At 72.7% G+C, this 23,345-nt stretch carries 26 protein-coding genes and 1 pseudogene; 21 read left to right on the forward strand and 6 right to left on the reverse strand.

All coding sequences use genetic code 11. The features are described 5' to 3' along the window. The first annotated feature begins 2 nt into the window (after nt 1–2). The 4 genes from M8J74_RS11345 (at nt 3) to M8J74_RS11360 (ending at nt 5,459) form a co-directional block, all read left to right on the forward strand. Nucleotides 3–1,955 (forward strand): dipeptidyl-peptidase 5, encoded by a 1,953-nt coding sequence (locus M8J74_RS11345; RefSeq protein ID WP_249836235.1) that lies wholly within the window; start codon nt 3–5, stop codon nt 1,953–1,955. Further along, a complete protein-coding gene (locus M8J74_RS11350) occupies nt 1,952–2,887 on the forward strand; it encodes a S66 peptidase family protein (RefSeq protein ID WP_249836236.1) in 936 nt (311 codons plus the stop codon). Before M8J74_RS11345 ends, M8J74_RS11350 begins: the two co-directional genes overlap by 4 nt. Nucleotides 2,888–2,916: 29 nt before the next feature. Then, nucleotides 2,917–3,462, forward strand: coding sequence for a GNAT family N-acetyltransferase (locus tag M8J74_RS11355; RefSeq protein WP_249836237.1), 546 nt, complete (start codon nt 2,917–2,919; stop codon nt 3,460–3,462). Between the two features lie 68 nt (nt 3,463–3,530). Next, nucleotides 3,531–5,459, forward strand: coding sequence for a DUF5107 domain-containing protein (locus tag M8J74_RS11360; RefSeq protein WP_249836238.1), 1,929 nt, complete (start codon nt 3,531–3,533; stop codon nt 5,457–5,459). Between the two features lie 8 nt (nt 5,460–5,467). Here the strand turns inward: M8J74_RS11360 and M8J74_RS11365 are convergent, their stop codons facing one another. After that, nucleotides 5,468–5,815 (reverse strand): VOC family protein, encoded by a 348-nt coding sequence (locus M8J74_RS11365; protein ID WP_249836239.1) that lies wholly within the window; start codon nt 5,813–5,815, stop codon nt 5,468–5,470. 229 nt (nt 5,816–6,044) lie between these two features. Between M8J74_RS11365 and M8J74_RS11370 the strand changes: the two genes are divergently transcribed. Both M8J74_RS11370 and M8J74_RS11375 read left to right on the forward strand, forming a co-directional pair. After that, nucleotides 6,045–6,563 (forward strand): phage holin family protein, encoded by a 519-nt coding sequence (locus tag M8J74_RS11370; RefSeq protein ID WP_249836240.1) that lies wholly within the window; start codon nt 6,045–6,047, stop codon nt 6,561–6,563. Nucleotides 6,564–6,587: 24 nt separating this feature from the next. Further along, on the forward strand, nt 6,588–7,607 hold the full coding sequence (locus M8J74_RS11375) for an SDR family oxidoreductase (protein WP_308406039.1): 1,020 nt from the start codon (nt 6,588–6,590) through the stop codon (nt 7,605–7,607). A gap of 22 nt (nt 7,608–7,629) precedes the next feature. On the opposite strand, the gene M8J74_RS11380 is transcribed toward M8J74_RS11375, so the two are convergent. Together M8J74_RS11380 and M8J74_RS11385 are read right to left on the reverse strand one after the other, a co-directional pair. Beyond that, nucleotides 7,630–8,721 (reverse strand): enolase C-terminal domain-like protein, encoded by a 1,092-nt coding sequence (locus M8J74_RS11380; RefSeq protein ID WP_249836242.1) that lies wholly within the window; start codon nt 8,719–8,721, stop codon nt 7,630–7,632. Nucleotides 8,722–8,731: 10 nt separating this feature from the next. Then, on the reverse strand, nt 8,732–9,691 hold the full coding sequence (locus tag M8J74_RS11385) for an LLM class F420-dependent oxidoreductase (RefSeq protein WP_249836243.1): 960 nt from the start codon (nt 9,689–9,691) through the stop codon (nt 8,732–8,734). 146 nt (nt 9,692–9,837) lie between these two features. Here M8J74_RS11385 and M8J74_RS11390 point away from each other — a divergent pair, with 146 nt between their 5' ends. The 13 genes from M8J74_RS11390 to M8J74_RS11450 are packed head-to-tail and all read left to right on the forward strand — an operon-like array spanning nt 9,838 to nt 19,653. Next, nucleotides 9,838–11,499 (forward strand): FAD-dependent oxidoreductase, encoded by a 1,662-nt coding sequence (locus M8J74_RS11390; RefSeq protein ID WP_249836244.1) that lies wholly within the window; start codon nt 9,838–9,840, stop codon nt 11,497–11,499. Continuing rightward, the gene (locus M8J74_RS11395; protein WP_249836245.1) at nt 11,496–13,343 is read left to right on the forward strand and encodes a transketolase; all 1,848 of its coding nucleotides are present in this window, start codon (nt 11,496–11,498) and stop codon (nt 13,341–13,343) included. The genes M8J74_RS11390 and M8J74_RS11395 overlap by 4 nt, the downstream gene beginning before the upstream one ends. Beyond that, nucleotides 13,340–14,269 (forward strand): non-homologous end-joining DNA ligase, encoded by a 930-nt coding sequence (gene ligD, locus M8J74_RS11400; protein ID WP_249836246.1) that lies wholly within the window; start codon nt 13,340–13,342, stop codon nt 14,267–14,269. Before M8J74_RS11395 ends, ligD begins: the two co-directional genes overlap by 4 nt. A 46-nt stretch (nt 14,270–14,315) precedes the next feature. Further along, nucleotides 14,316–14,672: a gas vesicle protein GvpO gene (locus M8J74_RS11405; protein WP_249836316.1), complete on the forward strand. Its 357-nt coding sequence runs from the start codon at nt 14,316–14,318 to the stop codon at nt 14,670–14,672. A gap of 52 nt (nt 14,673–14,724) precedes the next feature. Next, a complete protein-coding gene (locus M8J74_RS11410; protein ID WP_249836247.1) occupies nt 14,725–15,159 on the forward strand; it encodes a gas vesicle structural protein GvpA in 435 nt (144 codons plus the stop codon). Beyond that, nucleotides 15,156–15,926, forward strand: a complete 771-nt coding sequence (locus M8J74_RS11415) for a GvpL/GvpF family gas vesicle protein (RefSeq protein ID WP_249836248.1) — start codon at nt 15,156–15,158, stop codon at nt 15,924–15,926. Before M8J74_RS11410 ends, M8J74_RS11415 begins: the two co-directional genes overlap by 4 nt. 4 nt (nt 15,927–15,930) lie before the next feature. Beyond that, nucleotides 15,931–16,194 (forward strand): gas vesicle protein GvpG, encoded by a 264-nt coding sequence (locus M8J74_RS11420; protein WP_058922139.1) that lies wholly within the window; start codon nt 15,931–15,933, stop codon nt 16,192–16,194. Next, nucleotides 16,191–16,907 carry a DNA primase gene (locus M8J74_RS11425; protein ID WP_249836249.1) on the forward strand — a complete coding sequence of 239 codons (717 nt, stop codon included), beginning with the start codon at nt 16,191–16,193 and terminating at the stop codon, nt 16,905–16,907. Before M8J74_RS11420 ends, M8J74_RS11425 begins: the two co-directional genes overlap by 4 nt. Then, entirely contained in the window at nt 16,907–18,073 is a 1,167-nt protein-coding gene (locus tag M8J74_RS11430; protein WP_249836250.1) for an SRPBCC family protein, read from the forward strand. Before M8J74_RS11425 ends, M8J74_RS11430 begins: the two co-directional genes overlap by 1 nt. Beyond that, entirely contained in the window at nt 18,070–18,420 is a 351-nt protein-coding gene (locus M8J74_RS11435; RefSeq protein ID WP_058922136.1) for a gas vesicle protein, read from the forward strand. Before M8J74_RS11430 ends, M8J74_RS11435 begins: the two co-directional genes overlap by 4 nt. Further along, nucleotides 18,417–19,187: a GvpL/GvpF family gas vesicle protein gene (locus tag M8J74_RS11440; RefSeq protein ID WP_249836251.1), complete on the forward strand. Its 771-nt coding sequence runs from the start codon at nt 18,417–18,419 to the stop codon at nt 19,185–19,187. Before M8J74_RS11435 ends, M8J74_RS11440 begins: the two co-directional genes overlap by 4 nt. Further along, the gene (locus M8J74_RS11445; protein ID WP_058922134.1) at nt 19,184–19,372 is read left to right on the forward strand and encodes a gas vesicle protein; all 189 of its coding nucleotides are present in this window, start codon (nt 19,184–19,186) and stop codon (nt 19,370–19,372) included. Before M8J74_RS11440 ends, M8J74_RS11445 begins: the two co-directional genes overlap by 4 nt. After that, a complete protein-coding gene (locus M8J74_RS11450) occupies nt 19,369–19,653 on the forward strand; it encodes a gas vesicle protein K (protein ID WP_058922133.1) in 285 nt (94 codons plus the stop codon). The genes M8J74_RS11445 and M8J74_RS11450 overlap by 4 nt, the downstream gene beginning before the upstream one ends. Before the next feature lie 36 nt (nt 19,654–19,689). Here M8J74_RS11450 and M8J74_RS11455 read toward each other — a convergent pair. Further along, nucleotides 19,690–19,779 (reverse strand): annotated as a pseudogene (locus tag M8J74_RS11455) (hydrophobic protein); the annotation flags it as partial. Between the two features lie 3 nt (nt 19,780–19,782). Next, the gene (locus M8J74_RS11460; protein ID WP_249836252.1) at nt 19,783–20,604 is read right to left on the reverse strand and encodes a class I SAM-dependent methyltransferase; all 822 of its coding nucleotides are present in this window, start codon (nt 20,602–20,604) and stop codon (nt 19,783–19,785) included. Nucleotides 20,605–20,836: 232 nt separating this feature from the next. On the opposite strand from M8J74_RS11460, the gene M8J74_RS11465 reads away from it, so the two are divergent. Continuing rightward, complete coding sequence (locus M8J74_RS11465) at nt 20,837–21,490, forward strand: histidine phosphatase family protein (protein WP_249836253.1); 654 nt, start codon at nt 20,837–20,839, stop codon at nt 21,488–21,490. Between the two features lie 64 nt (nt 21,491–21,554). Further along, nucleotides 21,555–23,174, forward strand: coding sequence for an ABC-F family ATP-binding cassette domain-containing protein (locus tag M8J74_RS11470; RefSeq protein WP_249836254.1), 1,620 nt, complete (start codon nt 21,555–21,557; stop codon nt 23,172–23,174). 4 nt (nt 23,175–23,178) lie between these two features. Here the strand turns inward: M8J74_RS11470 and M8J74_RS11475 are convergent, their stop codons facing one another. After that, entirely contained in the window at nt 23,179–23,343 is a 165-nt protein-coding gene (locus tag M8J74_RS11475) for a hypothetical protein (protein WP_249836323.1), read from the reverse strand. Between the last annotated feature and the right edge of the window lie 2 nt (nt 23,344–23,345).

Genomic DNA, 23,345 nt, shown 5'->3' on the forward strand with positions numbered 1-23,345 from the left:
ACGTGCACACCCTGCCCTACGGTTCCTGGCCCTCACCCATCGACGCGGCGCTCGCCGCCGCGCACGACGGGCACCCCGAGTACGTCGGCTTCGTCGGTGACGAGGCCTGGTGGACCGAGCCCCGGCCCGAGGAGGGCGGCCGGCGCACCCTGGTGCGCAGACGGGCCGACGGCGACGAGGAGCCGGTGCTGCCCGCGCCGTGGAACGTGCGCAGCCGCGTCATGGAGTACGGCGGGCACCCCTGGGCCGGGCTGGTGCTGGACGGCCGCCCGGTCGTGGTCTTCGTGAACTTCGCCGACCAGCGCCTCTACCGCTACGAACCCGGCGGTGAGCCGCGCCCGTTGACTCCGCTGTCGCCGGTCGGCGGCGGACTGCGCTGGGCCGAGCCGCAGTTGTGCCCCGACCGGGGCGAAGTGTGGTGCGTCCTGGAGGAGTTCACCGGCGACGGCCCCACCGACGTACGCCGCGTCCTGGCCGCCGTACCGCTGGACGGCTCGGCCGCCCAGGACCGCGACGCGGTGCGCGAACTCACCGACGACACGCACCGGTTCGTCACCGGCCCGCGGATCTCGCCCGACGGACGCAGCGCCGCCTGGCTGGTCTGGGACCACCCGCGGATGCCGTGGGACGGCACCGAGCTGGTCGTCGCCGAGATCGGCGACGACGGCCGGCTCGGCCGGCCGCGGACCGTCGCCGGCGGGCCGCGGGAGTCGATCGCGCAGGCCGACTGGGCGGCCGACGGGTCCCTGCTGTACGCCGGCGACCGCACCGGCTGGTGGAACCTCTACCGCGACGGCACGCCCCTGTGCCCCCGCGAGGAGGAGTTCGCCGGGCCGCTGTGGAAACTCGGCCACCGCTGGTTCGCCCCGCTGACGAGCGGGCTCGTCGCCGTGGTGCACGGGCGCGGCGCCACCGCCCTCGGCGTCCTCGACCCGGAGACCGGGGAGATCGTCGACGCGGCCGGTCCCTGGACCGAGTTCGCACCCACGCTGGCGGTGCACGGCGAGCGGGTCGTCTCCGTCGGCGCGAGCCCGCGCAGCGCGTACGAGGTGGTGGAGCTGGACACGAGGACCGGACGGGCCCGGGTGGTCGGCGCCGAGCACGAGGACGCCGTGGACCCCGCCCACTACCCCGAGCCGCAGATCCGCACCTTCACCGGGCCCGCGGGACGCGACGTCCACGCCCACATCTACCCGCCCCACAACCCCGGTTGTGTCCCTCCCGGCGACGAACTGCCGCCCTACGTCGTCTGGGCGCACGGCGGCCCCACCAGCAGATCGCCGCTCGTCCTGGACCTGTCCATCGCCTACTTCACCTCCCGCGGCATCGGGGTCGCCGAGGTCAACTACGGCGGTTCGACCGGGTACGGCCGCGAGTACCGGGAGCGGCTGCGCGAGCAGTGGGGCGTCGTGGACGTCGAGGACTGCGCGGCCGTCGCCCTCGCCCTCGCCGACGAGGGCACCGCCGACCGCGACCGGCTCGCCGTCCGCGGCGGCAGCGCCGGCGGCTGGACCACGGCCGCCTCGCTCACCCAGACCGACGTCTACGCCTGCGGCACGATCCTCTATCCCGTTCTCGACCTCGCCGCCTGGGCGGAGGGGGAGACCCACGACTTCGAGTCGCGGTACCTGGAGTCGCTGGTCGGACCGCTCGCCGAGGTGCCCGGCCGGTACGCGGAACGCTCGCCCACCGAGCACGCCGACCGTGTCACCGCGCCGTTCCTGCTGCTCCAGGGCCTGGACGACGTGATCTGCCCGCCCGCGCAGTGCGAGCGGTTCCTGGAGCGGATCCGGGGCCGGCGGGTGCCGCACGCCTATCTCGCCTTCGAGGGGGAGGGGCACGGCTTCCGGCGCGCCGACACCATGATCCGCTGCATGGAGGCCGAACTGTCCCTGTACGCGCAGGTGTTCGGCATCGATCCGCACGGCGTCCCGACCCTGGAGCTGTCCGAGTGAGCGAAGCGGTACGAGAACTCCTGCGGCCGTCGCGGCTCGCCCCCGGCGCCCGTGTCGCCGTCGTCGCGCCCAGCGGGCCGGTTCCCGAGGAGCGGCTGCAGGCCGGCCTCGACGTGCTGCGCGGCTGGGACCTCGACCCGGTCGTCGCACCCCATGTGCTCGACCGGCACGGCGAGTTGACCTACCTCGCGGGGACGGACGCCGACCGCGCCGCCGACCTGCAGGCCGCCTGGTGCGACCCCTCGGTGGACGCCGTGCTGTGCGCGCGGGGCGGTTACGGCGCGCAGCGCATGGTCGACCTCCTCGACTGGGAGGCGATGCGGGCGGCCGGGCCGAAGGTGTTCGTCGGCTTCAGCGACGTCACCGTGCTGCACGAGGCGTTCGCCGCACGCCTCGGCCTGGTCACGCTGCACGGGCCGATGGCGGCCGGCGTCGACTTCGTCAAGAACGCCCGCGCGCAGGAACACCTCAAGTCGACCCTCTTCGCGCCGGAGAGCGTCCGCACGATCATCTCCGGGGGCGGCGCCCTGGTCCCCGGGCGCGCGCGGGGCGTCACGCTCGGCGGCTGTCTGTGCCTGCTCGCCGCCGAGCTGGGCAGCCCGCACGCCCGGCCCGGTGCCCGCGGCGGGCTGCTGTGCCTGGAGGACGTCGGCGAGGAGACGTACCGCCTGGACCGCTATCTGACCCAGCTCGGGCGCGCGGGCTGGCTGGAGGGGGTGCGCGGGGTGCTGCTCGGGTCGTGGGAGCAGTGCGAGCCGTACGAGAAGGTGCGTGCGCTGCTCCTCGACCGGCTCGGCGGGCTCGGCGTCCCGATCGCCGAGGACTTCGGGTTCGGGCACTGCGCGGGCGCCCTGACCGTCCCCTTCGGGGTGTCGGCCGCACTCGACGCCGACGCGGGCACGCTGACACTGGACGAGCCCGCGCTGCGCTGACCGGCGGGCGCGCGACGTAGGGTGGCGGGATGCCGCACACCGCTTCCCGCTATCTCGCCGAGGGACCCCGGGTGGGGATACGCCACTTCACCTACGCGGACGGTGCCGAGTTCTCCGCGCGGGCCCGGGAGAGCAAGGACCTGCACCACCCGTGGCTGTTCCCGCCGGACACCGCGAACGCGTACACCGCCTACGCCGGCCGGCTGATCGAGGACCCGACCAAGGCCGGATTCCTCGTGTGCGACAAGGCCGACGGCGCCATCGCCGGGTTCATCAACATCAACAACATCGTCGAGGGCGGCTTCCAGTGCGGCGCGCTCGGGTACGGCGCCTTCGCGCACGCCGCCGGCCGCGGACTGATGCGTGAGGGACTGCGGCTGGTGGTGGGCCACGCCTTCGGGCCGATGCGCCTGCACCGCCTGGAGATCAACGTACAGCCGGGCAACACCGCCTCGATCGCCCTGGCCCGCTCCTGCGGCTTCCGCCTGGAGGGCTTCTCCCCGAACATGCTCTTCATCGACGGGGCATGGCGCGACCACGAACGCTGGGCGATCACCGTCGAGATGACGGGATGACCGCGAGGCCGCCTTTGCGCAATCCTGACCGGTAGGTCCCCTGGCCGGATCACCGGTCAGCGGCTTCCATGGTGATCGTGACGACGATCCGACGTGAGGTACTGACCATGCCGGCGGCGGAGCTGGGGCCGGACAATCCGCTGCCCCCACTGCGGCTCCCGCACGAGGTGCACCGCATCGAGGACCGCGAGCGCGACGAACTGCCGCGTGACATGGCACGACAGGCGGGCTACGAACCCCTGCGCAGCCTGCTGCCGGTGCGGACGAGGGACGGATACGGGCGCTCGCGCGAACCCCGCGGGATCGACGCCCTCGTGATCGAGAACGACCGGCTGCGCGCCACCGTCCTGCCGGGGCTCGGCGGCCGGGTCGCCTCCCTCCTGCACAAGCCGACCGGCCGCGAACTGCTGTACCGCAACCCGGTGTTCCAGCCGGCCGCCTTCGCCCTCAACGGCGCCTGGTTCTCCGGCGGCATCGAATGGAACATCGGCGCCACCGGCCACACGGCGCTTGCCTGCTCACCCCTCCACGCGGCCCGCGTCACCGCCCCCGACGGCGGCGAGATGCTCCGGCTGTGGGAGTGGGAGCGGCTGCGCGACCTGCCCTTCCAGGTCGACCTCTGGCTGCCGGACGGCTCCGACTTCCTCCACGTCGGCGTCCGCGTCCGCAACCCCCACCAGCGGCCGGTGCCGACGTACTGGTGGTCCAACATCGCCGTCCCCGAGACCCGCCGGGTCCTCGTACCCGCCGAGGAGGCCTGGCACTTCGGGTACGAGCACCGGCTGCGGAAGGTACCGGCGCCCTCGCACGCGGAGATCGAGCACCACCCGCACGCCGCCGACTGGTTCTACGACGTGCCCGAGGACCGACGCCGCTGGATCGCCGCACTCGACGCCGACGGGCACGGCCTGGTGCAGACCTCCAGCGACGCGCTGCGCGGCCGCAAGCTCTTCATCTGGGGCACCGGGCCCGGCGGGCGCCGCTGGCAGCAGTGGCTCACCGAACCCGGCACCGACGGCTACCTGGAGATCCAGGCCGGCCTCGCCCGCACCCAGCTGGAGCACGTACGGCTGGACGCGGAGAGCGAGGTGTCCTGGCTGGAGGCGTACGGTCCGCTGCACTCCCCGCCGGCCGCCGACGAAGCGGAGGCCCGCCTCGAAGCGGCTCTCCCGCGCGCCGCCGTCGACGCCGCGTACGCCGCCTGGAAGGCGTGCGCCGACACCGAACCGGACGGGATCCTCGCCACCGGCTCCGGCTGGGGCGCCCTCGAAGTGCTGCGTGCCGACCTGAAGTTGTCCGGCACGCCCTTCGACGAGAGCACCCTCGGTGACGCCCAGAAGCCCTGGCTGCACCTCCTGCGGGCCGGGTTCCTCCCCGAGCCGCGCCGGGTGCGGCCGCCCGGCGAGACGCTCGTTGCCCCGCACTGGCGGGACATGCTGGAGACCGCGCCGGCCACCCCCCTCACCGAGTACCACCTCGGCGTCGCCCAGTGGCATGCGGGCGATCGGGCCCAGGCCGTGCGCAGTTGGGAGCGGGCGCTCCAACTCGCCCCGTCCCTGTGGCCGTTGCTGCGCTGCCTCGCCGTCGCCGACCAGGCCGGCGGCAACCCGGAGCGGGCCGCCGACCGGTATGTGGAGGCCTTCGACGACCTGTGCGCCGAGCGGCGCGACGACGGCGAGTCGTGGACGGCGGCGACGGCCGCGCTGGGCCGTGAGGCGATCGAGGCACTGCTCGCCGCGGGCCGCACCGCGCAGGCGCGCGCCGTGTGGGACCGGCTCCGGCCCGCCGTCCGGCGGCGCGGCAGGTTCCGGCTGATCGAGGCCGGGCTGCTGCTCGCGGAGGGGATGCCGGAGGAGGCGCGCGACATCTTCCGTGCCGGCTTCGAGGTCGCCGACCTGCGGGAGGGCGCGGAGACGATCGGCCGGCTGTGGGCGCGGCTGAGCGACGAACCCCTCCCGGCGCACTACGACTTCCGCATGCGGCCGCCGGAGGCGTGAGAGGCCTTCTACGGATTGCGGTCCGCGTACTCGTACACCGTGCCGTCCGGGTGCATCGCGATCAGGTTGCGGCCCCCGGGCGTCGGCACCGGACCGGCGACGATGCGCGCGCCGAGCTCGGTGAGCACCCGGTGGGCCTCGTCGAGGTCCTGCACCGCGATGGTCGCCGCGACCTTGCGCAGCACCTCCAGCTCGGCCTCGGGCCCGCTCATCAGCAGAAAGCAGCCGACCGCGGCCACCTGGACGCCCCCGCGTTCGAAGCGCAGGGCGTGGCCGCCCGCGAGGCGTTCGTAGAAGGGGACCGCGGTCTCCAGGTCGTCGACGCAGATGCGCAGCGTGGCTCCCAGAATGTCCATACGGACGAGCCTAGTTGGGACGGCCGCAGGAGGTGATCCGTTCCGGTGATCACCCCGCTCCGGCCGCCCCTGCGGGCGTGGGTCAGCCCATGGCCTTGCGAAGGGGTGGACGACGTGCGCTTTCTCGGTCGTGCGAGCCGGTGGGTACCCGGGCCCCCGGGGCTGACGCGCTGCTTTCCGGCCGTGACGGACCGCGTTATGCGCAGGGGCGTACGGGTACCCGGCGGCCATGGAAGGCTTGGAGCATCTGGAGCATCTGGACAAGCACCTGGTCGACGAGCTGGCGCAGGTGGCGCGCGAGACCGTGCGCGACGAACTGCGCGAACAGACTCGCAAGCAGCGCCGCAGGGCCGTGCTGTACGGGGCGTCCGGCGCCGTGGCCCTCTACGCGGGAGCGGCCCTCGCCCTCGCCGTGGGCCTCGCGCTGGCGATCGCCCTGCCCGGCTGGGCCGCCGCGCTGATCACCGCGGTGATCCTCGGCGTCGTCGCCTACGCCCTGCGCAGCGCGGCCCGTCCCTCCGCCTCCCGGCCCGGCCCGGAGCACGCGGCGCAGATGGCGGCCGCCACCGACCGCGACCGCACCCACGGCGCCATACCGCCGTACCCTCCGGTGCCGCCCGTGGCGCCCGGCGGCGCGGCCGGCGCGAGCGGTGCGCCCGTGGCCGGGATGCCGGCGACCGGCGTGCCGGGGGCACCGGCGCCGACGCAGGAGCACATGGATCCCGAGCAGCCGCATCACCGGGGGTGACGCGAGGTGCGCAAACGTTGGGGAGTGCAGGTACCGGGGAGTCCCAAGGCGGTCGTGGTGACCGGTGCCAGCAGCGGCGTCGGCCGGGCCACGGCTGTCGCCTTCGCCGCCCGCGGCGACCGGGTCGCCCTGCTGGCCCGGGGACGCGAGGGTCTGGCCGCGGCCGCCGACGAGGTGCAGCGCGCCGGCGGCGAGGCACTGGTCGTCCCCGTGGACATGGCCGACGCCAAGGCCGTCGAGGACGCGGCCCAGCGCGTCGTCGACACGTTCGGGCACATCGACGTCTGGGTCAACAACGCCTTCGCCGGGGTGTTCGCGCCGTTCACCGAGATCACCCCGGACGAGTTCAAGAGGGTCACCGAAGTGACCTACCTGGGTTACGTGTTCGGCACCCGGGCCGCCCTGCGCCACATGCTCCCGCGCGACCGCGGCACGATCGTGCAGGTCGGTTCCGCGCTGGCGTACCGCGGGATTCCGCTGCAGTCGGCGTACTGCGGGGCCAAGCACGCGATCCAGGGGTTCAACGAGTCGCTGCGGTGCGAGCTGCTGCACTCCCGCAGCGGGGTGCGGACCACGATGGTGCAGCTCCCGGCCGTCAACACCCCGCAGTTCGACTGGGTGCTCAGCCGGATGCCGGGACAGGCCCGGCCGGTGGCTCCCGTCTACCAGCCCGAGGTCGCCGGACGGGCGATCGTGCACGCCGCCTCGCACGCCCGGCGCCGCGAGTACTGGGTCGGCGGCTCCACGGCGGCCACCCTGATCGCCAACGCGGTGGCCCCCGGCGTGCTGGACCGCTACCTGGCACGGACCGGCTTCGAGTCCCAGCAGGACCAGGGGCAGCACGGCGAGTCCGCCAACCTGTGGGCACCCGTGGACGGCCCGCACGGGCGGGACTTCGGCGCCCACGGGCGGTTCGACGAGGAGGCCCACGGAAGCAGCCCGCAGGACTGGGTCTCGCGCAACCGCACCCGGGCGGGCGCGGTGCTGACCGTCGGCGCCGGCGTGCTGGCGGCCCGCAGGCTCACCCGCCTGGTCCGCCACTAGGGCCTGTCGTCGACGACAGGCCCTAGCCCACCCGGTACTGCCCGACCTCCTCCGCCAGGAGCGTCAGTCCGTGGCCCACGCCGCCCAGCGGCCGTATGCGGCCGCCCGTGGGGTCCAGGGCCCCGTCGAAGAACATGTCCTCGATGCGGACGTGGTCGTGGAACCACTCCATGTGGCGGACATTGGGGAGCGACGCGGCGGCCGCCGCGTGCGCGTGGGGCGCGCAGTGCGTGGAGACCTCCAGGCCGTGGGCCTGGGCCAGCGCGGCGGCGCGCAGGAACTCCGTGATGCCGCCGCAGCGCGTCGCGTCGATCTGCAGGCAGTCGACCGCGCCCGCCGCGATCATGCGGGCGAAGTAGGGCAGGTCGTAGCCGTACTCCCCGGCCGTGACGTCGCAGACCAGGGCGTCGCGGACCAGCCGCAGGCCGGTGAGGTCGTCGGAGGAGACCGGTTCCTCGAACCAGCCGACCCCGTGCTCGGCGAGGGCACGGCCGACCCGCAGGGCCTGCTTGCGGGTGTAGGCGCCGTTGGCGTCGACGTACAACTCCGCGTCCTCGCCGACGACCTGACGTGCGGCGCGGACCCGGGCCAGGTCACGGGGGACCGCCCGCCCCCAGCTCTCACCGACCTTGATCTTCACGCGCGGGATGTGCTGCCCGTGCACCCAGCCGTTGAGCTGGGCGGCCAGATGCGTGTCGTGGTACGTCGTGAAACCGCCGCTGCCGTACACCGGCACCTCCTCCCGGCACACGCCGAGCAGCCGCGCCAGCGGCAGTTCGAGGAGGCGGGCCTTCAGGTCCCACAGAGCGATGTCGAGCGCCGAGATGGCGCACGCCGCGACACCCGGCCGGCCCGCGTTGCGCACGGAGCGGCACATCGCGTCGTGCAGGGCGGGGACGTCGAGGGCGTCGCGGCCCTCGACCAGCGGGGCCAGCTGTCCGCGCAGGAATTCGGCGACGGCCGGCGGGCCGTACGTCCAGCCCGTGCCGGTCGCGTCGGCCGCCGAGACCTCCGCGATCACCATCGTCGTCGAGTCCCAGGACAGTGTGCCGTCGGCCTCGGGGGCGTCCGTGGGCACGGTGTAGACGGAGACGACGGGCCGCTGGAGCTTCATCGCCGCCCCCTCACGCCTGCTGCAGCTGCGGCAGCACCTTCGTGCGGTAGAAGTCGAAGAAGCCGCGCAGGTCGGGGCCGATCTGGTTGACGTAGACCCGGTCGAAACCGGCGTCCGCGAACTGCTTCAGCTCCGCCACGTGCTCGTCGACGTCGTCCCCGCACACCCGGTTCTCGCGCACCATGTCCTCGGTGACCAGCTGCTGCGCCTGCTCGAAGTGCCTGGGGGAGGGCAGCACCTGGCTCAGCTCGCCGGGCAGCTGCTCGTTCGCCCAGAGCCGGTGCACGGTCCGTACGGCCTCGTCCCGGTCGATGTCGTAGCAGACCTTGGTGCCGCCGCTGACCGGCTTCCCGCCGCCCCCGCCCTTGCGGTACTGCTCCACCATGGCCGCGTCCGGCATCATCGTGATGTAGCCGTCGCCGACCCGTGCCGCCAGCTTGGTGGCGGCCGGCCCGAAGCCGGAGATGTCGATCGGCACGGGCTCCTCCGGCACCGTGTACAGCCGGGCGTTCTCGACCGTGTAGTGCGGGCCGCGGTGGTTGACCTCCTCGCCGCTGAACAGCCGGCGCATGATCTGGATGGCCTCCTCCAGCATCTCCAGGCGGACGTGGGCGGGCGGCCAGTGGTCGCCGAGGATGTGCTCGTTGAGCGCCTCGCCCGAGCCGAGGCCGAGCCGGAAGGCGCCGTTCGTCATCACCGCGCTGGTCGCCGCGGCCTGCGCCACCACCGCCGGGTGCATCCGCACGGTCGGGCAGGTCACCGCCGTCTCCACCGGCAGGGACACGGCCTCGGACAGCGCGCCGATCACCGACCACACGAACGGGCTCTGGCCCTGCTCGTCGTTCCACGGGTGGTAGTGGTCGGAGATCCACAACGACTGGAAACCGGCCTGCTCGGCCATCCGCGCCTGCTCGATCAGCTCCGCGGGACCGTACTGCTCGCACGAGAGGAAATAGCCGTACTCGGGCATGGGGGAGTGCCTCCGCGACGTCGGCGGTTGTGGTCCGGGTCCGGGTACCCGGGGGCCGCGGCGGCAACCGGCGCACGTTTGGCGGCCCTGACCAGGGGGACGCGGAAGTCTCCGTACGACGCCCGCGACAGCGCCGGAGGCGAACCGTGGCTCGACCCCGCATCCTGATCGTCGGAGCCGGCTTCGCCGGATACCAGACGGCCCGCACCCTGTCCCGTCTGATGCGGCACAAGGCCGAGGTCACCCTGCTGAATCCGACCGACTACTTCCTGTACCTGCCCCTGCTGCCCCAGGTCGCCGCCGGCATCCTGGAACCGCGCCGGGTCACCGTCTCCCTCTCCGGCACCCTGCCGCACGTCCGGCTGGTCCTGGGCGAGGCCGACGCGATCGACCTCGACGGGCGCACCGTGCACTACACCGGGCCGGAGGGCGACGGCGGGACCCTCGCCTACGACCGGCTGGTGCTCGCGGCCGGCAGCGTCAACAAGCTGTTGCCCATCCCGGGCGTCGCCGAGCACGCGCACGGCTTCCGTGGGCTGCCCGAGGCGCTGTACCTGCGCGACCACGTGACCCGGCAGGTGGAGCTGGCGGCCGCCGCGGACGACCCGAAGACCTGCGCCGCCCGCTGCACCTTCGTGGTGGTCGGCGCCGGGTACACCGGCACCGAGGTCGCCGCGCAGGGGCAGCTGTTCACCGACGCGCAGGTCCGCAAGCATCCGCTGCGCCGGGGCATGCGGCCGCGCTGGCTGCTGCTGGACATCGCGAAACGGGTGCTGCCCGAACTCGACGAACACCTCTCGCGCACCGCCGACACCGTGCTGCGCGAGCGGGGCGTCGACGTGCGCATGGGCACCTCCGTGAAGGAGGCCACGCACGAGGGGGTGCTGCTCACCGACGGCGAGTTCGTGCCCACCCGCTCGCTGGTGTGGTGCGTCGGCGTACGGCCCGATCCGCTCGCCGAGTCCATGGGGCTGCCCATGGAACGCGGCCGCCTGCTGGTCGATCCGCACCTGCAGGTGCCGGGCCGGCCCGAGCTGTTCGCCGCCGGGGACGCGGCGGCCGTGCCGGATCTGGAGAAGCCCGGCCAGTACACCCCGATGACGGCACAGCACGCCTGGCGGCAGGGGAAGGTCGCGGGCCGCAACGTCGCCGCGTCGCTGGGCCACGGGGAGCGGCGCGCCTACAGCCACCGTGACCTGGGGTTCGTCGTCGACCTGGGCGGGGTCAAGGCCGCCGCCAACCCGCTCGGCGTCCCGCTGTCCGGCCCCGTCGCGGGCGCGGTCACCCGGGGCTACCACCTCGCCGCGATGCCCGGCAACCGCGTCCGGGTCGCCGCCGACTGGCTCCTGGACGCCGTACTGCCGCGCCAGGCCGTCCAGTTGGGCCTCGTCCGCTCCTGGTCGGTGCCCCTCGACACCGCCTCCCCGGAACTGGCGCGGGTGGCGGGCCGGCCGGAGGGCCGGCAGGAGACCGACGCCCGCTCGGGCCCCGGCGCGGCCACGGCGGCCGACACCACGGGGCGAACCGGGACGACGGAACAGCCCGAGCCCGCGAAGAACCAGCCCGGCGGCGAGCCCGCGAAGAACCAGCCGGGTGGAGAGCCCGCGAAGAACCAGCCGGGCGGCGAGCCCGCGAAGAACCAGCCGGGTGGAGAGGCGGCCGGGAACCAGCCCGGCGGTGAGGCCGCGAAGAAGCAGCCCGGCCGACCGGCCGGTGGCGACTCGGACGGGGAGGCGCGTGACGGTGAGGGCGCGCAGACCCCCGGACCCGACCGCCGCTCCGACATTTCCGCAGAAGGAGACGCATGAACACCGCCGAACTCACCGAGCTCGCCCAGCAGTTGAGGGTCGACAGCGTGCGCGCCTCGGCTGCCGCGGGGTCCGGGCACCCGACGTCCTCGATGTCCGCCGCGGACCTGATGGCCGTCCTGATCGCCCGCCACCTGCGCTACGACTTCGACCGCCCCGCCCACCCCGGCAACGACCGCTTCGTGCTGTCCAAGGGGCACGCCTCGCCGCTGCTGTACTCCGCCTACAAGGCGGTCGGCGCCGTCGGCGACGAGGAACTGCTGAGCTTCCGCAAGCTCGGCAGCCGGCTCGAAGGGCATCCGACCCCGCGCCGGCTGCCCTGGGTCGAGACGGCCACCGGGTCGCTCGGCCAGGGGCTCCCCGTCGGCGTCGGCATCGCGCTGTCCGGCAAGCGCCTGGAGCGCACCGGTTACCGCGTGTGGGTGCTGTGCGGGGACAGCGAACTGGCCGAGGGGTCCGTGTGGGAGGCCGCCGAGCACGCGGCGTACGAGCACCTCGACAACCTCACCGTGATCGTCGACGTGAACCGGCTGGGCCAGCGCGGACCCACCCGGCACGGGCACGACCTCGACGCCTACGCCCGCCGTTTCCAGGCGTTCGGCTGGCACACCGTCGAGGTCGACGGGCACGACGTGGACGCCATCGACCGCGCCTACGGCGAGGCGGCCTCGACCGCCGGCCGGCCCACCGTGATCCTCGCCCGCACCCTCAAGGGCAAGGGCGTCCGGGCCGTCCAGGACCGCGAGGGCCTGCACGGCAAGCCGCTGCCCGACGCGGACGAGGCCATCGCCGAGCTCGGCGGCCCCCGCGACCTCCGCGTCCGGGTGAAGGAGCCGCCCGCGGCCCGGATGCTGCACGCCGTGCGCACCGGCCACTGCGAGCTGCCCGGCTGGGACAAGGGCGAGGAGGTCGCCACCCGCAACGCGTTCGGGGAGGCGCTGGCCGCGCTCGGCAGCGGCCGCGGCGACGTCGTGGCCCTCGACGGCGAGGTGGGCGACTCCACGCGCACGGAGGCCTTCGCCAAGGAGCACGCCGAGCGCTACTTCGAGTGCTACATCGCCGAGCAGGAGATGGTCGCCGCCGCCGTCGGTCTCGCCGCCCGCGGCTGGGTGCCGTACGCCTGCACGTTCGCGGCCTTCCTCACGCGCGCCTACGACTTCGTGCGGATGGCGTCGATCAGCGGCGCCGGCATCAACCTGGTCGGCTCGCACGCCGGGGTCGCCATCGGCCAGGACGGGCCCTCCCAGATGGGTCTGGAGGACCTGGCGATGATGCGGGCCGTGCACGGCTCGACCGTGCTGTACCCGTGCGACGCCAACCAGACCGCCCGGCTGGTCGCCGAGATGGCGGGCTGCGAGGGCGTCCGTTACCTGCGCACCTCCCGCGGCGAGAGCCCGGTGATCTACGGCCCCGACGAGGAGTTCCCGATCGGCGGCAGCAGGGTGCTGCGCTCCTCCGCCGACGACCGGCTGACCCTTGTCGCGGCCGGTGTCACCGTGCACGAGGCGCTCGCCGCCGCCGACGCACTGGAGCGGGACGGCATCCGGGTCCGGGTCGTCGACCTGTACTCGGTCAAGCCCGTCGACCGGCTCACGCTGCGCCGGGCCGCGGAGGAGACCGGCTGCCTGGTCACCGTGGAGGACCACCACGAGGAGGGCGGTCTCGGCGACGCCGTCCTGGACGCGTTCCTCGACGGCCGGCCCGTACCGCGGCTGGTGCGGCTCGCCGTGCGCGACATGCCGGGCTCCGCCTCGCCGGACGAGCAGCTGCACGCGGCCGGCATCGACGCCGAGTCGATCGCGGCGGCCGGGAAGCTGCTGGTGGAGGAGGCGGTCGTGTCGTGAGCGCCGACGGTGCACGGACCGTGCGGGCCGGGCGCCGGACGGTGCGGGTCCACCGGGCGGACAAGGTGCTCTTCCCCGGAAGCGGCGACGCGAAGGAGTACACCAAGGGCGACCTGGTCGACTACTACCGGTCGGCCGCCCCGCTGATGCTGCCGCACCTGCGCGGGCGTCCGCTGATGCTGGAACGGCACCCGGACGGCATCGACGGCCCGCGCTTCATGCAGAAGAACACCCCCGAGAACCACCCCGACTGGATCACCCGCGTCGAGCTGGCCAAGGAGGGCGGCACGGTCTGCCACACCGTGTGCGACGACACGGCCACCCTGGTGTACCTGGCCGACCAGGCCGCCGTCACCCTGCACCGCTGGCTGTCCCGGGTGGGGCGGGTGGACCGGCCCGACCGGATGGTGTTCGACCTGGACCCGGCGGGTGACGACTTCGCGGCGGTGCGGGAGGCGGCCCGGTGGCTGGGCGAGCTCCTCGACGAGCTGAAGCTGCCCTCCGCCCTGATGACGACGGGCTCGCGCGGCCTGCACGTGGTGGTGCCGGTCGACGGCCGGCACGACTTCGACGAGGTCCGCGCGTTCGCCCGGGACGTCGCCGACACCCTCGCCGAGGCCCACCCCGACCGGCTCACCACCGCCGCCCGCAAGAAGGACCGCGGCGAGCGGCTCTACCTCGACGTGGGCCGCAACGCCTACGCGCAGACGGCGGTCGCCCCCCTCACCGTGCGTGCCCTGCCCGGGGCGCCCGTGGCCACCCCCATGGACTGGTCCCAGCTGGACGACCCGGGTCTGCACGCGCGTCGCTGGACCATCGCCGACGCGGTCGAACAGGTCCGCGGCGACCCCTGGGCCGGCCTCCTGAGCAAGGCGCGCGCGCTCGGACCCGCCCGCCGCAGGCTCGACGCCTTGCGCGGTGCGTGAAGGTTTGGCGGCTGATATTGCGGCCACCCGCAAACAAGAGGTGGCCATGTCTGACACAAAAAACTCACAAGAATCCCAGAATTCACAGGAATCACAGAATTCGGACAAAGGGAACGGCGAGGCGAGAAAGCGGTCCAACCCGATGGAGGTGCTGCGCCACGCGCGCACCCAGCTCGCAGAGCTGACGGGCATGACCCCCGAGAGCGTCTCGTCGTTCGAGCAGACGGACGACGGCTGGTGTCTCGAGGTCGAGGTCCTGGAGCTGGCGCGGGTGCCGGACACGATGAGCCTGATGGCGAGCTATCAGGTCGACCTCGACCAGGACGGTCAACTGACCGGATACCGACGTGTCCGACGTTATGAGCGCGGGCGGGCCGACGCACACAGGTCCGGCGGCCGCTAGGCCACCGTCCCGCTCACATTTCCGAGACCACAGAAAAGGAGGCGCGGTCGGCATGACCGTTGTCCCGGCACAGCAGACCGGCGGCGGGGGCGGTTCCAGCGGCCTCTACGACGTTCTGGAACTCGTCCTCGACAGGGGTCTGGTCATCGATGCGTTCGTACGGGTCTCCCTGGTCGGCATCGAGATCCTGAAGATCGACGTCCGTGTCGTCGTGGCCAGCGTCGACACCTACCTGCGCTTCGCCGAGGCGTGCAACCGGCTCGACCTGGAGTCCGGCCCGCACAAGAGCCCCGGCCTGCCCGATCTGGTCGGTGAGATGACCGAGTCCGGCGCGCGCGGCAAGTCCAAGGGTGCGCTCTCCGGAGCCGCCGAGACCGTCTCCGGCGCCTTCAAGCAGGCGCGTGAAGAGGGGCGCGAGAAGGAGACCGAGTCCCGGCCGCGCGCCCGCAAGACCACGACCTCGCGCAGGAAGGAGGAGCAGGAGTGAGCACGTACGTCTACGGCATCACCGCGAGTTCGCACCCCGCGCTCCCGGAGGACCTGGTGGGCGTCGGTGATCCGCCGCGCCAGGTGCGGGTCCTGCAGGCCGGGGAGCTGGCGGCCGTCGTGAGCGACGCGCCCGAGGGGCTGCGGCCCAAGCGCAAGGACCTGCTCGCCCACCAGGCGGTGCTCGCGGAGGCGGGAGCCGCCGGAGTGGTGCTGCCCATGCGCTTCGGCAGCGTCGCACCGGACGACGACACCGTCACCGGTGTCCTCACCGAGCGCGCCGACCACTACAAGGAGCGGCTGGGCGCCCTGGAGGGCAAGGTCGAGTACAACGTCAAGGCCACCCACCAGGAAGAGGCCGTCCTGCACCTGGTGATGTCCGGGAACCCGGACATCCGCGCCATGACCGAGGCCAACCGGCAGGCGGGCGGCGGCAGTTACGACGACCGGCTCAGGCTCGGCGAGATGGTGGTCTCCGCGGTCAAGGCCCGCGAGGCCGAGGACGCCACCGAGGTCCAGCAGGCCCTCGAACCCCTCGCCGCGGACGTGGCGGCCGGCCCCGAGTCCAGCGGCTGGCTGCTCAACATCTCCTTCCTGGTGGACCGCGACTCCGCCGACGAGTTCCTGGCGGCGGTGGACCGGATCCGCAACAGCCACCCCCACATCGAGCTGCGCGTCAACGGGCCGCTGCCCCCGTACAGCTTCGTGGAACCGGGCCCCGCCGAGCACGCGAGCTCCGCGGCGGGTCCGGGCATCGCCCAGGAGTGAGCACGTGGGATTGATCAAGGAGCTGGTCCTGCTGCCCTTCGCCCCGGTACGCGGAAGCGGCTGGGTGATCGGGCAGGTCCTGCAGGAGGCGGAGCGCATCTACTACGACCCGTCGACGGTCAGGGCCGAACTCGCCCGTCTGGAAGAGCAGTTGGAGGCCGGCGAGATCGACGAGGAGGAGTTCGACCGACAGGAGGACGAACTCCTGGACCGGCTGGAAACCGGCCTGCGCAGAGGCGGGGCCACAGGCAACGGGACGGCACGATGAACCGAGTGGGACTGGGCCTCGCGGTAGGGGCCGGGTACGTCCTTGGACGTACCAAGAAAATGAAAATGGCGTTCGCGCTCGGCGGGCTCGTGGCCGGCAAGCGGATGAATCTGAGCCCGCGCATGCTGGCGGACGTCCTCTCCCAGCAACTGCAGAACAACCCGCAGTTCAAGGAGATCGGCGACCAGCTGCGCCAGGACCTGCGCGGCGTCGGCAAGGCGGCCTCGGGCGCGATGGTGGAGCGGCAGATGGACGCCCTCGCCAACCGCCTGCACGGCCGTACCGCCCAGGTCCGCGACCAGCTCTCGGGCGTGGCCGGCAAGGCGACCGGCGGCCTCTCCTCCGAGGAGGACGAGGACGAGGGCCGGGAGGACACTGAGGAGGAACCCCGCGAGGAGTACGAGGAGGAACCTCAGGAGGAGCACGAGGACGAACCTCGCGACGAGCACGACGAGGAGGAACCGGAGGCGGACGAAGAGGAGTCCTCGGACTCCGAAGAGGACCGGGCCCCGGTGAGGCGGACCGCCAAGAAGGCCGCCAAGAAGGCCCCGGCCAAGAAGACGGCCGCGAAGAGGGCCCCGGCCAAGAAGACGGCGGCCAAGCGGACCTCGGGCGGGCAGCCCCCGGCGAAGAAGGCCGCCAAGAAGACGGCCGCGGCCGGCGGCGGCACCCGCGCAGCCCGCTCCCGTCAGCCGAAGGGAGGCGGTGAGTGATGACCGAGACAGTCGGATCGGCCACCTCGGCCGCGCGCGGAGCGACCGACAAGGCGTCCCCGCTGACGGATCTGGCCCACAGCGAGGCCGCCGACCGCCTCAAGGGCGAGGTGCAGGAGTACCTCGCCGCACAGGCCACGCGCCTGCTGACGGGAGTCGGCCGCAAGCTGGGCGAGACCACGGGCAAGCTCAACGACATAGCCGAGGGCAACAGCCCCGGCTTCGCCAAGCTCGCCCTGGACGGCGGCCGCAAGCTGGCCGAGGGCAAGGGGCCGCTGCGCTCCGCCCTGGAGGTCGGCGCCTCACGCGCCAAGGAGAACGTCGTGGGAGCCTTCAAGAACCTCGGTGGGGGCGGCAAGGGCAAGCGCAAGAAGGGGGCCGGCAAGAAGCCGACGGTGATCATCGAGTCCGTCGACGTCGGCGTGGACCGGCGCACCGCCTACGACCAGTGGACGCAGTACCAGGACTTCAGCACCTTCGCCAAGGGCGTCAAGAGCGCGAGCCGCTCCGACGACACCCAGAGCGACTGGCAGATGAAGATCTTCTGGTCCAACCGGAGCTGGAAGGCGAAGACCACCGAGCAGGTGCCGGACGACCGGATCGCCTGGACCTCGGAGGGCGCCAAGGGCACCACCAAGGGCGTCGTCTCCTTCCACCGGCTCGACGACAACCTCACCCGGGTCCTGCTGGTCATCGAGTACTACCCCTCGGGTCTGTTCGAGAAGACCGGCAACATCTGGCGCGCCCAGGGCCGTCGCGCCCGGCTCGACCTCAAGAACTTCGTCCGCTTCATCACCCTCAAGGGCGAGGCCGAGGACAGCTGGCGCGGCGAGATCCGCGACGGCGAGGTCGTCCGCAGCCACGAGGACGCGATCGCCGAGGAGGAGGAATCGCAGCAGAGCTCCGAGGAGGGCTCGGAAGAAGAGGGCGAGGACACCTACGAGGGCGAAGAGGGCGAGGACGCCTACGAGGGCGAAGAAGGCGAAGAGGGCGAGGAGGAGCCCGAGGGCGAGTACGACGAGGAGGAAGAGGGCGAGGAGTACGACGAGGAGCCCGAGGGCGAGGAAGAGGCCGAGGAGCCCGAGGGCGAGTACGAGGACGAGGAAGAGGAAGAGACCGAGGAAGAGCCCGAGTACGAGTACGCCGACGGTCGGGGCCGTCGATGACCATGGCCAGCCGGATGCCCGAACCCTACGGTCAGGGTTCGGGCGCCAACCTTGCCGACATCCTGGAGCGCGTCCTCGACAAGGGCGTGGTCATCGCCGGCGACATCCGGATCAACCTCCTCGACATCGAGCTCCTCACCATCAAGCTCCGGCTGATCGTCGCCTCGGTCGACAAGGCCAAGGAGATGGGCATCGACTGGTGGGAGGACGACCCCGCGCTGTCCTCCCGTGCCCGCCGCAACGAACTGGCCCGCGAGAACGCCGAGCTGCGCGAGCGGCTGGAGCGGCTGCAGCCCCTGGAGGAGGCCCTCGCGGAACGGGAGCGTGAGGAGGAGGACAGGTCATGAGCGGACTGCGCTACGTCTACGCCGTCTGCCGTCCCTTCGGCGCGCCCTTGCAGGCCCAGCTGAAGGGCGTGGCCGGCGATCCGCCCAGAATGCTGTCCCACCACGGCCTGATCGCGGTGGTGAGCCACGTGCCGGAGCGGGACTTCGCCGAGGAGCCGCTCCGCCGCCGTCTGGAGGACCTGGACTGGCTGACCGAGACGGCGCGGGCCCACCAGAGCGTGATCGACGCGCTCACCGTCGTCACCACCCCGCTGCCCCTGCGGATGGCCACCGTCTTCCGCGACGACAGCGGCGTCCGCGTGATGCTGGAGGACCGCGAGGAGGAGTTCCGGCGCATCCTCGACCGGCTGCAGGGCCGGGTGGAGTGGGGCGTGAAGGTGTACGCCGAGACCGAGCCGCAGCAGAGCGAGGCCGCCCCCGCGGCGAAGCCGGTGTCCGGCCGGGACTACCTGCGCCGGCGCCGGATGCGGCTGCACGCGAACGAGGACATGTGGCAGCGCACGGAGGCGTTCGCCAACCGGCTGCACTCCACGCTCTCCGCGTATGCCGAGGACTCCCGGATGCACGCCCCGCAGAATCCCGCACTGTCCGGGGTCGCCGGCCGCAACGTACTCAACGCCGCCTATCTCGTGCCCCGCCAGGATTCCGAGGAATTCGTGGAACTGGTGGACCGGACGAAGGACGAGACCGAGGCGGACAGTCTCGGAATTCGGGTGGAACTCACCGGGCCGTGGGCCGCCTATTCCTTTGCGGGGGAAGAAGCATGACCGTAGTGGAACGCCGGGAGATCGCCTTGGTGGACCTGCTCGACCGGCTGCTGGCCGGCGGCGTCGTCATCAAGGGGGACATCACCCTGCGCATCGCCGACGTCGACCTGGTCCGTATCGACCTCAACGCCCTGATCAGCTCGGTGAACGAGCAAGTGCCCTCGCCTTGGGGAGAGTTGCTATGACGGCCCCGCGCAACCGGCTGGACCTGGAACCCGACACGGTCGAACGCGATCTCATCAAACTAGTGCTGACCGTCGTGGAGTTGCTGCGGCAGCTCATGGAGCGCCAGGCCCTGCGCCGCTTCGACACGGGCGACCTGAACGAGGAGCAGGAGGAGCGGATCGGGCTCACGCTGATGCTCCTCGACGACCGCATGACCGAGCTGCGCGAACGCTACGGACTGCGGCCCGAGGACCTGAACCTGGACCTCGGGCCGCTGGGACCGCTGCTGCCGCGCGACTGATGTCTGCTGTCTGCCGAGTGACTCAGTTCTCTCGGTCTACCACCTGCACCAGCGGCCCCTGCCTCCGGCCGCTGTGGTGCCGCGTACCAGGAAGCACAGCAGCCACACCACCAGAACCGCCGGCGCGGTTCAGGCGTCTTTCCGGCACAGAATCTCTCCGTGCAGCACGGCGAACCAGCCGTCCTCCTGCGCCCCCCACTCCCGCCAGGCGTCGGACACCGCCCTCAGCCGCTCCCAGGTCGCATGTCCGCCCTCGGTGGCGCGCTCGGCGTACGCGGACGCCAGCGTCCGGTCCGCCCACAGCCCGCTCCACCAGGCCCGCTCCGCCTGCGTGGAGAAGGTCCAGGTGCCGGAGGTGGCGGTGACGTCGGTGAGCCCCGCCCGCAGCGCCCAGGACTTCAGCCGGCGCCCGGCGTCCGGCTCGCCCCCGTTGGCGCGGGCCACCCGCCGGTACAGCTCCAGCCAGTCGTCCATCCCCGCGGAGGCCGGATACCAGGTCATGGCCGCGTAGTCCGAGTCGCGGACGGCGATGAACCCGCCCGGTTTCGCGACCCGCCGCATCTCGCGCAGCGCCTGCACGGGGTCGCCGACGTGCTGGAGCACCTGATGGGCGTGGACCACGCAGAACGTGTCGTCCGGGTAGTCCAGGGCGTGGACGTCCGCGACCGCGAAGTCGACGTTCGTCAGGCCGCGCTCGGCCGCCGTCGCCCTGGCCTGCTCCAGGACCCCGGGCGCGTGGTCGACGCCCGTGACATGGCCGTCCGGGACCAGGGCCGCCAGGTCGGCGGTGATGGTGCCCGGGCCGCAGCCGATGTCCAGGACCCGCATGTGGGGCTTCAGCGAGCCGAGGAGATAGGCCGCGGAGTTGGCGGCGGTCCGCCAGGCGTGCGAACGCAGTACCGACTCGTGGTGCCCGTGCGTGTAGACGGCGGTCTCCTGCGGCTTCGACATGGCTGAACTCCCCTGTTCGACGCTTCGTCGGTGCGTCTCACGGTACGCCCGCATGTCGAATGATGAGACCAGCGTTTTGCGATGTGGACTGACGGAGTGTCAGCCGGAGGTCTGGCGGGGCCCCGGACCGCGGGCCGGGGCGGCCGAGCTGGGTTCAGGCGCCGACGGGTACCCTGCTGAAGTGCCCGTTTCCCGCCCGGCGGGCAGCGACCGAGACACGAAGGCTCCTTGTATGCGTCTGCTCCTCGTACGCCACGGCCAGACTCCGTCCAACGTCGGGGCGCTGCTGGACACCGCCGTACCCGGAGCGCCCCTGACCGCGCTCGGCGAACGGCAGGCGGCGGCCCTGCCCGAGGCCCTGGCCGATGAGGACATCGAGGCCCTCTACGTCTCCACCCTGGTACGCACGCAGCTCACCGCCGCCCCGCTGGCCGCCGCCCGGGGCCTGGAGCCGCTGGTGCGCGACGGCATCCGCGAGGTGTCGGCCGGCGACCTGGAGATGCTGCCCGGCGACTCCGAGCACGGACTGCTGTACATGAAGACGGTCTTCGCCTGGGCGGCGGGGGAGACGGAGCTGAGGATGCCGGGCGGCGAGAGCGGCACGGAGGCGCTCGCCCGCTACGACGCCGTGGTCGCGGAGGCCGCCGCGAGCGGCGCAGGCACCGTCGCCATGGTCAGCCACGGCGCCGCCATCCGCATGTGGACCGCGGCCCGCGCGGACAACGTGGACGTGCCCTTCGCCGCCGCCCATCCACTGCAGAACACCGGCGTGGTGATCCTGGAGGGAACGCCCCGGGACGGGTGGAAGGCGCTGTCGTGGGCCGGGGCGCTGGTGGCACCCGCCGGAGAGGGCGGACCCGCCGGCCGCCCCGTCGACACCGAGTGACAGCGCCGGCACCGAGCGATAAGAGTTTGCCGAGTCCGCGCCGTGGCCCGGAGAATGCCGCCTCATGGGACATCTGGAAGCCGCGCACCTCGAGTACTACCTCCCCGACGGGAGGGCGCTGCTCGGCGATGTGTCCTTCCGGGTCGGCGAAGGGGCCGTCGTGGCCCTCGTCGGACCCAACGGAGCCGGGAAGACGACCCTGCTGCGGCTGATCTCCGGCGAGCTGAAACCGCACGGCGGGACCGTCACCGTGAGCGGCGGCCTCGGCGTGATGCGGCAGTTCGTGGGGTCCGTACGCGACGAGACGACCGTGCGCGACCTGCTCGTGTCGGTGGCCCCGCCCCGGATCCGCGAGGCCGCCCAGGCCGTCGACCGGGCCGAGCACGCCATCATGACCGTCGACGACGAGGCCGCGCAGCTGACGTACGCGCAGGCCCTCGCCGACTGGGCCGAGGCCCGCGGCTACGAGGCGGAGACCCTGTGGGACATGTGCACCACGGCCGCGCTCGGCGTGCCGTACGACAAGGCGCAGTTCCGGGAGGTCCGCACCCTCTCCGGCGGCGAGCAGAAGCGGCTCGTGCTGGAGGCGCTGCTGCGCGGCACCGACGAGGTGCTGCTGCTCGACGAGCCCGACAACTACCTCGACGTGCCCGGCAAGCGCTGGCTGGAGGAGCGGCTGAAGGAGACCCGCAAGACCGTGCTCTTCGTCTCCCACGACCGTGAGCTCCTCGCGCGGGCGGCGGAGAAGATCGTGTCCGTGGAGCCGGGCCCGGCCGGCGCCGACGCCTGGGTGCACGGCGGCGGCTTCGACACCTACCACGACGCCCGGCGTGAACGCTTCGCGCGTTTCGAGGAGTTGCGCCGCCGCTGGGACGAGAAGCACGCCCAGCTGAAGAAGCTGGTGCTGAGCCTCCGCCAGGCCGCCAGCATCAGCCATGAACTGGCCTCGCGCTACCAGGCCGCGCAGACCCGGCTGCGCAAGTTCGAGGAGGCCGGCCCGCCGCCCGAGCCGCCGCGCGAGCAGGACATCACCATGCGGCTCAAGGGCGGCCGTACCGGCGTACGGGCCGTCACCTGCGAGTCACTCGAGCTCACCGGCCTGATGAAGCCCTTCGACCTGGAGGTCTTCTACGGCGAACGCGTCGCCGTCCTCGGCTCCAACGGCTCCGGCAAGTCCCACTTCCTGCGGCTGCTGGCCGGCGAGGACGTGGCCCACACCGGAGCGTGGAAGCTCGGGGCGAGAGTGGTGCCCGGGCACTTCGCCCAGACCCACGCCCACCCCGAGCTCATGGGCCGCACCCTGCTCGACATCCTGTGGCAGGAACACGCGCAGGACCGGGGCGCGGCCATGTCCCGGCTGCGCCGCTACGAACTCACCCAGCAGGCCGAGCAGAGCTTCGACCGCCTCTCCGGCGGCCAGCAGGCCCGCTTCCAGATCCTGCTGCTGGAACTGCGGGGTGTCACCGCGCTGCTGCTCGACGAGCCGACCGACAACCTCGACCTGGAGTCCGCCGAGGCACTCCAGGAAGGTCTGGAGGCGTTCGACGGCACGGTGCTCGCCGTCACGCACGACCGCTGGTTCGCCCGTTCGTTCGACCGGTATCTGGTCTTCGGCAGCGACGGGCGCGTACGGGAGACCGCGGAGCCGGTGTGGGACGAGCGGCGCGTGGAGCGGGCGCGCTAGCCGTTCACGTCCACCGCAGCAGGGCTCCCAGGCCGCGGAGGATCTTCAGGTCCGTGCGGCGCACCGCCAGATGGTCCGCGTCCTCGCCGATCCACACTTGGCGGTGGGCGTCGGGCCGGAGGCCCAGGGCCCCGGATGTTCGTAGAGTGGGTGGGAAGGCGAGATCCATGG

The organism is Streptomyces panaciradicis (genome assembly GCF_023516615.1).
In the GTDB taxonomy this organism is placed as follows: Bacteria; Actinomycetota; Actinomycetes; order Streptomycetales; family Streptomycetaceae; genus Streptomyces; species Streptomyces panaciradicis.